The organism is Herbaspirillum lusitanum P6-12 (assembly GCF_000256565.1).
Taxonomy (GTDB): Bacteria; Pseudomonadota; Gammaproteobacteria; order Burkholderiales; family Burkholderiaceae_D; genus Herbaspirillum; species Herbaspirillum lusitanum.
On sequence record NZ_AJHH01000418.1, the window covers coordinates 1 to 9006 of the forward strand.

8 protein-coding genes and 1 pseudogene are annotated in these 9006 nt (G+C 62.1%); 3 read left to right on the forward strand and 6 right to left on the reverse strand.

Annotated elements, in window-relative coordinates; translation table 11 throughout:
- Positions 1-72: 72 nt before the first annotated feature.
- Both HLUSI_RS0113470 and HLUSI_RS0113475 read right to left on the reverse strand, forming a co-directional pair.
- Complete coding sequence (locus HLUSI_RS0113470) at positions 73-573, reverse strand: SRPBCC family protein (RefSeq protein ID WP_016834474.1); 501 nt, start codon at positions 571-573, stop codon at positions 73-75.
- A complete protein-coding gene (locus HLUSI_RS0113475; RefSeq protein ID WP_029363493.1) occupies positions 563-907 on the reverse strand; it encodes an ArsR/SmtB family transcription factor in 345 nt (114 codons plus the stop codon). Before HLUSI_RS0113475 ends, HLUSI_RS0113470 begins: the two co-directional genes overlap by 11 nt.
- Before the next feature lie 190 nt (positions 908-1097).
- Here HLUSI_RS0113475 and HLUSI_RS0113480 point away from each other — a divergent pair, with 190 nt between their 5' ends.
- From HLUSI_RS0113480 to HLUSI_RS0113490, 3 genes are read left to right on the forward strand one after another with little or no spacing between them, the layout of a single operon-like run.
- Positions 1098-1403: a FeoA family protein gene (locus tag HLUSI_RS0113480; protein ID WP_016834476.1), complete on the forward strand. Its 306-nt coding sequence runs from the start codon at positions 1098-1100 to the stop codon at positions 1401-1403.
- Positions 1404-1428: 25 nt separating this feature from the next.
- Positions 1429-3333, forward strand: coding sequence for a ferrous iron transport protein B (gene feoB / locus HLUSI_RS0113485; protein ID WP_050977716.1), 1905 nt, complete (start codon positions 1429-1431; stop codon positions 3331-3333).
- A gap of 8 nt (positions 3334-3341) precedes the next feature.
- On the forward strand, positions 3342-3644 hold the full coding sequence (locus tag HLUSI_RS0113490) for a DUF6587 family protein (RefSeq protein WP_157137854.1): 303 nt from the start codon (positions 3342-3344) through the stop codon (positions 3642-3644).
- A 26-nt stretch (positions 3645-3670) separates the two neighbouring features.
- Here HLUSI_RS0113490 and HLUSI_RS0113495 read toward each other — a convergent pair whose 3' ends face one another.
- The 4 genes and pseudogenes from HLUSI_RS0113495 to HLUSI_RS34960 all read right to left on the reverse strand — a co-directional run.
- Positions 3671-4792, reverse strand: a complete 1122-nt coding sequence (locus HLUSI_RS0113495) for a sterol desaturase family protein (RefSeq protein WP_016834479.1) — start codon at positions 4790-4792, stop codon at positions 3671-3673.
- A gap of 221 nt (positions 4793-5013) precedes the next feature.
- A complete protein-coding gene (locus tag HLUSI_RS0113500; RefSeq protein WP_016834480.1) occupies positions 5014-5727 on the reverse strand; it encodes a glutathione S-transferase N-terminal domain-containing protein in 714 nt (237 codons plus the stop codon).
- A gap of 3 nt (positions 5728-5730) precedes the next feature.
- Positions 5731-8439, reverse strand: coding sequence for a bifunctional diguanylate cyclase/phosphodiesterase (locus HLUSI_RS28585; protein ID WP_414086834.1), 2709 nt, complete (start codon positions 8437-8439; stop codon positions 5731-5733).
- Positions 8440-8947: pseudogene (locus tag HLUSI_RS34960) on the reverse strand (CHASE domain-containing protein); the annotation flags it as partial. It abuts the gene before it with no gap.
- Positions 8948-9006 lie beyond the last annotated feature (59 nt).

The following is a 9006-nucleotide window of genomic DNA, read 5'->3' on the forward strand; positions in this document are numbered from 1 at the left end:
TCCGCTTCCACGTCCTCTTCCCAATCTCGCAACTGACTGCGCAGAAGATTGCACGATTCTCGCTTCCAACGCCTAGTTGAGAACCAGAAGAAGCTCGTCCAGACGTTCCAGGGTCGAGGCCAGCCCCTCTTTCAGTCCCATGTTGATGACTTGCCGGAGCGCCTCGGGCGACGCATACGCGACCACCGTCTCCACCAGGGTGTGCTCCTTGGCATCGGAGAAGGTGACATTCCATTTGGCCCTGGGCAACGCCGGGTTCACTGCGCCGGTGGCATCGCTGAATCCGTCAAACGAGGTGTAGTTGTCGATCGGTTGAATGGTCAGATAGTCGACCCGCCCCCAGTACTCTTGTCCGTTCGGCTCCACCATGGCGTAGTGCCAATGCCCGCCCTCGCGGAAATCCATGGACTTGGTTTTCGTGGTCAGCGGTTTCGGTGCGAACCAGCGATCGAGCAGTTCGCTTTTCGTATGGCAGTCCCAGACTAGCTGGCGTTTTCCGGCGAATTCTCGTTTGATCGTGATGGTGCTTTTTTCCTGGTCGACCACAAAGTCAAATTGAAGCTCAGTTTTCATCTTCTTCACCTTTCAGAGTAATCAATAAATTGTCGAGATTGTCGTATCTGCTTTCCCAACCTGCCCGTTGCTCGTCAAACCATTTCTGAGCAGCGATCAGGTTGGCGCGTTTCAGTTTGCAGGTTCGCACCCGCCCTACTTTTTCTGAAGCGATAAGGCCGCTGTTTTCAAGAACCTTGATGTGCTTCAGGAATGACGGCAAGCCCAGGCCGAACGGTTCCGCCAGTTCCTTGATCGATGCCGAGCCGCTGCCGAGCCTTGCAATCACCGACCGCCTGGTGGGGTCGGCCAATGCGTGGAATACGTTGTTGAGTGAGGCTGAATAGTTTTCCATGTGGAGAACTGTATCAGGATAGTTCACCATTTAGCAAACTATTTTTGAAAAGGCGGCAAGGAAGAAGCGGTGATCGCCCAGGCTGTGGCATTTTGTCGCAAAGCCGGAATTACCAAATCGGCGGATAATGAGAACCATTATTGATTGACGTTGCAGGCCTTCACGGTGCTGCACGGACACAAGGCAACTCATGACATCCCTTCCGACCATTGCAACATCGGCAACATCGGCAACATCGACAGCCCCCTCAGCCACCCTGGCCGATCTCGTCAAAGGTGAACAAGCCTGTATCCGCCTTCTCGCCGCGCCGCAGGGTGTCGAACAATCCGCGCTGCGCGAACGGCTGGAAGAACTCGGCTTCCTGCCCGGCGAAATCGTGCGCGTGGTGGCGCTGTCGTTTCCGGCCGGCGATCCGATCGCGGTGCGCATCGGCAACACCACCTTCGCATTGCGCCGCCACGAAGCCGAACTGATCCACATCGACCGACTGGCCTGATTCAACCGCATCCAAGATATCCACCATGCAGCAATCCGACGCACTCACGCCTTCCCTCACGCATCCACTTAACCTTGCCCTCGTGGGTAATCCCAATTGCGGCAAAACCGCACTGTTCAATCGCCTCACCGGCGCGCGCCAGAAAGTCGCCAACTACGCCGGCGTCACGGTCGAGCGCAAGGCCGGGCGTTTCGTCTCCGGCAGCGGCGCCGCCTACCGCCTGGTCGACCTGCCCGGCACTTACAGCCTGAGCGCGCTGACGCCGGACGAAGCGGTCACGCGCGCAGTGTTGCTCGGTGAACGCGCGGATGAAGCGCTGCCCGACCTGATCGTGCTGGTGGCCGACGCCAGCAAGCTGCGTCTGAATCTCAAACTCGCCATCGAAGTACTGCGCCTGCAACGCCCCACCATCCTCGCGCTCAACATGTGCGACGTGGCGCGCAAGCGCGGCATCGAAGTGGACGCCATCCGGCTCAGCGCCGAGCTCGGCATTCCCGTGGTCGAGACGGTCGCCGTGCAGCAGCAAGGCGCGACAGCGCTGGCCGATGCCGTTGACGCCTGGCGCAATCGCCATCCGGACAACCTGCCGGACGCCTGGATTTCACGCCGCTTCGGCGATGCGACCACGCCGATGAGCGCAACCGAGCGTCAGCAAGCCGTGCGCAGCATCCTCGAGACTGCCGTCGCCGAACGCCCGCAGGCACGCACCGCCGAAGACCGCATCGACGCCTGGGTGCTGCATCCGGTGTTCGGTTATGTGCTGTTGCTGGTGTTGCTGTTCACGATTTTCCAGGCGGTGTTCAGTTGGTCTGCATTGCCGATGGACATGATCAAGAGCGGCATCGACGACATCGGCGCGCTGGTCACGCAATTCATGCCGGAAGGATTGCTGCGCAGCCTGATCGTCGACGGCATCATCTCCGGCGTCGGCAGCGTACTGGTGTTCCTGCCGCAGATCCTGGTGCTGTTCTTCTTCATTCTGCTGCTGGAAGATTCCGGCTACCTGCCGCGCGCCGCCTTCCTGCTGGACCGGCTGATGGGCAGCGTCGGCTTGTCGGGACGCGCCTTCATTCCGCTGCTGTCGAGTTTCGCCTGCGCCATTCCCGGCGTGATGGCGACGCGCACCATCCAGAATCCGCGTGACCGCCTCGCCACCATCATGATCGCGCCGCTGATGACTTGCTCGGCGCGGTTGCCGGTGTATGCGCTGATCATCGGGGCATTCATCCCGGATCGCGCCGTCGGCATTTTCAATTTGCAGGGGCTGGTGCTGTTCGGTCTGTATGTGCTCGGCATCGTCTCGGCGATGGCGGTGGCCTACGTGTTCAAACGCGTGATCGCCAAAGGCCGGCGGCAACCGCTGTTGCTGGAACTGCCCAACTACCACGTGCCGCACCTGCGCAACCTGGCGCTGGGCTTGTGGGAACGCGCGCGCATTTTCATCACGCGCGTGGGCACGATCATCCTGGCGCTGATGGTGATCCTGTGGTTCTTGTCGACCTTCCCCGGTGCGCCGGACGGCGCCGTTGGCCCGGCCATCCAGTACAGCCTGGCGGGACGCATCGGCAGTTTCCTCGAGCCCTTGTTCGCGCCGATCGGTTTCAACTGGCAGATCGCCATCGCGCTGATTCCCGGCCTGGCCGCGCGTGAAGTCGCAGTCGGCGCGCTCGGCACGGTGTATGCGCTGTCGGCCAGCGGCGACCAGTTGGCGTCGGCGCTGGAGCCGATGCTGACACAGACCTGGAGCCTGCCGACGGCGCTGTCGCTGTTGATCTGGTACGTGTTCGCGCCGCAATGCATCTCGACGCTGTCGATCGTCAAGCGCGAAACCAATTCCTGGAAACCGGCGCTGGCGATGGCTGCCTACATGTTCGCGCTGGCTTATCTGGCCTCGCTGGCGACGTTCCGGCTGGCCACGGCTTTCCTGTGAGGATCATCATGCAAAACCTCGTTGTCGCCATCATCGTGTTGACTGCCTGCCGGCATGTGCTGCGGCGCTATCTGCCGAAATCCTTGAAGCGCCGTATGGCGACTGCCGTTGCAGCATGGTGCCGGGATCGCGGCTGGCGCGGCATGGCCGTGCGCCTGCAACCGACGGAACAAGTGTCGGCCGCAACGGGCTGCGACAGTTGCAGCGCTTGCGCGGGCGCGGGCGCGGAAGCAAAAGGAAAAGACAAGAAGGGAAATCAGGCCATCCAGAAGATTTCGGTGGACAGCCTGAAGCGCAGTCTGCGCCGTTAGACTTTTACAGCTGCACTACAGCTGCATTACAGCAGAACACCGGCGGCAACGACCGCCGCAACAACATCAATGGCCACCATCGCCACCATGCCGATGCGATGCTGCATGAAAGCGCCCAGTCCCCAGAACGCCGCCAGCAAGACGCCGCATAGCTCGACCAGGCGCGCGTAAGAAAGATCATCCGCCACCCACATGCACGCGACGCTGGCTGCCAGCAGCAGACCGAATTGCAGCACCGCCGCCACACTGGCGCCGCGCGACAGCTTCGGATCGTACCGGTCCCGCGCCGCTTCCAGACTGAACTCAGGACCGCTCGCCGTCACTCCGGCCGGCAACCAGCCGGGCGGCTTGAACCACAGCTTGAGCTTGTCCTGCCAGCGCGGCAGGCGCGCCGCGGTTTGCGCCAGTTGCCAGTAGCCGCTGGTCACCGCCCACAGCGGATCCCAGCTCTTGAGCGGCGTGCGCGTGCCGTAGACGCAGGCTTCCTTCTCTTCCGCGAAGGTGCCGAACAGGCGGTCCCAGATCACCAGCATGCCGCCGTAGTTCTTGTCGAGGTATTGATCGTTGACCGCGTGATGCACGCGATGATTCGACGGCGAGGAAAAAATCTTGTCGAACCAGCCTAGCTTGCCGACATGTTCGGTGTGGATCCAGAACTGATACACCAGCACGATCAGGCCGGCGATGGCGAACTGTTCGGGCGGTACGCCCAGCACCGCCATCGGCAGATAGAACAGCCAGCCGATGAAGACCACCGTACTCTCCTGGCGCAGCGCCGTCGACAGGTTGAAGTCCTGGCTCTGGTGATGCACCGCGTGCGCGGCCCACATCACGGCATTCTCATGGCCCATGCGATGCAGCCAATAGTCGAAAAAATCGAACAACAGGATCGCCGCAATCCATCCGGCCGCGCCGTGCCAGAAACGCGCATGCGGGGCGATCGCCACGAAGCGGTAGGCGAAGGTGTAAAAACCGATCTGGAACAGTTGCGTGACCAGTCCCACGAGTTGGCCGATCAGGCCTTGGCTCAGGCTGCTGATGGCGTCGTTGAGACGAAAGGTATTGCGGCCGCGGAAATAGCCGTAGGCGAGCTCCGCACAGATCAGCACAAGGAACAGCGGGATGATGTAGACGACGAGTTGTTCCATGGGACATTTCTGACGATTTCGGGCTGCAGCGCCACAACGAATTGCATGTCAATCCGTGCGGGTGCTGGCGTTCAGCGCATCTTGCAGCGCACAACGAATTGTACGGCAGATAGTGAAAACGCGTCGGAGATGCCTTGCGGAAACGAACGAAAACGATGACTGGAAATGAAAGCGGGCATGGCCGCTAAAGGTCATGCCCGCCCTGGTTCACTTCCCGCGGATCATCCGCGCGCAGGAATCGTCAGGCCCTTGACCACCGCAGGACGGGCGACGAAGGCGTCGAGTGCGCGTTTGATGTTCTTGAAATCCTGGAAACCGACCAGCTCGCCCGCTTCGTAAAAGCCGACCAGGTTGCGCACCCATGGGAAGATTGCGATATCGGCAATGCTGTATTCGTCCATCACCCATTCGCGGTCCGCCAGGCGTTGGTCGAGCACGCCGAGCAAGCGGCGCGACTCGGCGACGTAACGGTCGCGCGGACGCTTGTCTTCGTATTCCTTGCCGGCGAAGCGGTGGAAGAAGCCGAGCTGGCCGAACATCGGACCGATGCCGCCCATCTGGAACATCACCCACTGGATGACCTGGTAACGCGCGGCCGGATCCTGCGGCAGGAACTTGCCGGTCTTTTCGGCCAGATAGATCAGGATCGCGCCGGACTCGAACAGCGCCAGCGGCTTGCCGCCCGGACCGTCGGGATCGATGATGGCCGGGATCTTGTTGTTCGGATTGAGCGACAGGAATTCGGGCGACAGCTGATCGTTGGTCTCGAAACTGACCAGGTGCGGCTCATAGGCCAGGCCGGTTTCTTCCAGCATGATCGAGGCCTTGACGCCGTTGGGCGTCGGCAGCGAATACAGCTGGATGCGCTCGGGATGCCGGGCCGCCCATTTGGCGTTGATGGGGAAATCGGCAATTTTGGTGAAAGCAGCGGACATGTATTACTCCATATCGAGAATCGGATCGAAGGCATGGACGAATTGCTCGAATCCGTCCAGCGGCAGCGGCCGGCAGAAGAAGTAGCCCTGGTAGGCCAGGCATCCTGCATCGGCCAGGAAATTGCGCTGCGCGTCGGTCTCGACACCCTCGGCGATGACGCCCAGGCCGAGACTTTGCGCGAGTGCGACGATGGTCTTGGCGATGGAGGCATCGTTGGGGTCGATCAGGACATCGCGCACAAACGACTGGTCGATTTTAAGCTGATTCAGCGGCAGGCGTTTGAGATAGGACAAAGACGAATAGCCGATGCCGAAGTCGTCCAGCGAGAACTCGACCCCCCTGGCCTTGAGCGCATTCATCTTCTGGATGATGTCCTCGACGTTGTCGACCAGCAGGCTTTCGGTGAGTTCGAGCTTGAGGCGCTTCGGATTGGCGCCGGTGCGTTCGAGGATGCCGCACACGGTCTCGACGAAATCGGCTTCGCGGAACTGCTGCACGCTGACGTTGACGGCGATGCTCAGATGCGCGGTCCCGGCGCGCAACGCCCAGCGCGCCAGTTGCGTGCAGGCGGTTTCCATGACCCAGTTGCCGAGCGAGAGGATCAGGCCGGTCTCTTCGGCCAGCGGAATGAATTCAGACGGCGGCACCGTGCCGCGCTGCGGATGCTGCCAGCGCACCAGCACTTCGGCGCCGGTCACGCGACCACCTTCGACCACCTGCGCCTGGTAGTGCAGGACCAGTTGGCCGTCGTCGATGGCCTTGCGCAGTCCGGCTTCGAGCGCGGCGCGTTCCAGCACCACGGTTTGCATCGCCGGATCGAAGAAACTGATGGCGTTGCGGCCGGTTTCCTTGGACTTGTACATCGCCAGGTCGGCCTGCTTGAGCAACTCGTCGATCGAGGCCTGGCGACCGCGGAACACGGTGGCGCCGACGCTGGCGGTGGTGCGGTATTCAACCTCACCCAGTTGATACGGTGAATCGAGCACGCTGAGGATTTTTTCGCCGATGGACTTGGTCTGGCTGGCGGCTTCCTGAGGATTGCGGTGCAGGCTTTCCAGCACCACCACGAACTCATCCCCACCAACGCGCGCCACCGTATCGTTGGCGCGCACGCTCAGCGCCAGTCGCTGCGCCACTTGCTTGAGCAACAGGTCGCCCTTGTCGTGGCCGAGCGTGTCATTGAGCGTCTTGAAATGATCGAGGTCGATAAACAGCAAGGCGCTGCTGGTCTTGTTGCGCGTGCTGGCGGCAATCGCCTGCTTGAGGCGGTCCAGCAGCAACGTGCGGTTGGGCAGGCGCGTGAGCGCGTCGAAGAAGGCCAGCTCCTTGATGCGCTCTTCGGCGATCTTGCGTTCGGTGATGTCGTGATGGGTGCCGACGTAATGCGTGACCACGCCGTCGTCGCCCTTCACCGCGGAGATGGTCAGCCATTCCGGATAGACCTGGCCGTTCTTGCGGCGGTCCCAGATCTCGCCCTGCCACTTGCCGAAGCGGCGGATGCTCTCGCGCATCTCCTGGAAGAAGGCCGGGCCGTGGCGGTCCGAGCGCAGCAGGTTGGGGTGCTTGCCGACGATCTCTTCGGCGCTATAGCCGGTGATCTCGGTGAAGGCCTTGTTCACGCGCAGGATCTTGCTGTTGGCGTCGGTGATGAGCATGCCCTCGCGGGAATCGAAGGCCACTGCCGAGATGCGCAGCTCGGCCTCGATCTGCTTGCGATCGGTGATGTCGCGGCTGCTGGTGCGGAAACCCGTGAAGCGCCCCTGGGCGTCATGGATCGGTGCGCACGACAGGGCCAGCCAGAACACCGAGCCATCCTTGCGCACGCAGCGCAGTTCGACGTCTTCGCGCTTCTGGCCGTCCATGCAGCGGGCCAGCTCGGCGCGGATGCGCGGTTCGTCTTCCGGGTGGGCGATGGTGCCGATGAAGTCGTCCATGGCCAGGCATTCCTCCACCGTATAGCCGGTGTAGTCCAGCACTGCGTGGTTGATCCAGCGCGGCTTGCCGTCCAGGCCCCACCAGACTTCCCAGTTGACGGTGCAGTCGGCGATGGCGCGGAACTGTTCTTCGCTGGCGCGCAGTTCGCTGGTCATCTTGTTGGCCAGGCGGATTGCGCGGCGCCGGCTCGACATCAGCAGCCAGGCCAGCAACGCCAGCAGCATGCTCAGGCCGACGCCGGTCAGGGCGGTCTGCAATTCGGCGTTGCGGCCGAAGCGCGTGGTGAAATCATCGATCGTGTTCATCGCCACCACCAGGTACTCGGTCGCACTGATCAAGGTCGGCTTCTTCTGGTCGAGACCGGTCGCCGAGTGATACAGCAGAGCATCGGTCGACGGTTCGACGCCGTCGTAAATCGCAAACGCCACGCCCATCGGCTGTTCGCCGTACAGGCTGGCGACCACGTCGCTCATGCGGAACGAGGCATGCACCCAGCCGATCAGGCTGGCGCGGCGTTCGGCGATGGTCGATTGCGGCATGCCGCGTGCATAGATCGGCAGGTACATCAGGAAGCTCGGTTGGCCCTGACCGTCGGCATCGAGGTCCAGTTTGACCTTGCCGGAAATCGCCGCCATGGTGTGGGGGCCGGCCACCACCAGGTACTCGGTCGCACTGATCAAGGTCGGCTTCTTCTGGTCGAGACCGGTCGCCGAGTGATACAGCAGAGCATCGGTCGACGGTTCGACGCCGTCGTAAATCGCAAACGCCACGCCCATCGGCTGTTCGCCGTACAGGCTGGCGACCACGTCGCTCATGCGGAACGAGGCATGCACCCAGCCGATCAGGCTGGCGCGGCGTTCGGCGATGGTCGATTGCGGCATGCCGCGTGCATAGATCGGCAGGTACATCAGGAAGCTCGGTTGGCCCTGACCGTCGGCATCGAGGTCCAGTTTGACCTTGCCGGAAATCGCCGCGGCGATTGGGTTCGGCCCAGGGGTCGAAACCGAAGGCCACGCGATTGCGGCCGACATAGGGTTCGCGCATGATGATCGGGGCGTAGTCGGGGCGCTCGCCTGCAGGCCGGATGGCGTAGTTGCTGAAGCCGAGTTCGTGCATGCGCGCGATGTGCGCAGTCTTGTCTGCGTTGCCGATCCACTCTTCCGCGCCGATGGCCTGGATGCCGGAAAAATTGGCGTCGAGGTTCAGCGAGGCAACGTAGTCGTGCAGCGCCGTGCGGTCGAATTTTCCGTTGGCGGTGAACAGGCCTTGCACGCCGTGCAGCATCTGTTCATAGCTGGAGACACGCTGCTCGACGCGGCTGACCGCTTCGCGCAGCGGGGGGC